1 rRNA gene is annotated in these 229 nt (G+C 56.8%); it reads right to left on the bottom strand.

The features are described 5' to 3' along the window. Positions 1-61, bottom strand: a 16S ribosomal RNA gene (locus tag WA616_RS24395); the annotation flags it as partial. Positions 62-229 lie beyond the last annotated feature (168 nt).

Below are 229 nucleotides of genomic sequence, written 5' to 3' on the forward strand. Positions count from 1 at the left end.
CTTGCATGTGTTAAGCACGCCGCCAGCGTTCGTCCTGAGCCAGGATCAAACTCTCCGTAGATGATCTGATACCGGCTGAGAACCGCGACCTGACAGATCGCGATATCAATCAACCAAAGGAATCCCACCGCACCCACAGGTGCGGACGGGGTATTACTTGGCACTGACTTTCGGCACGCTGTTGAGTTCTCAAGGAGCGGACGCACACCAACTCGACCCTCTCGGGCTC

Source organism: Geodermatophilus sp. FMUSA9-8 (genome assembly GCF_037034165.1).
Lineage (GTDB): Bacteria > Actinomycetota > Actinomycetes > Mycobacteriales > Geodermatophilaceae > Geodermatophilus > Geodermatophilus nigrescens.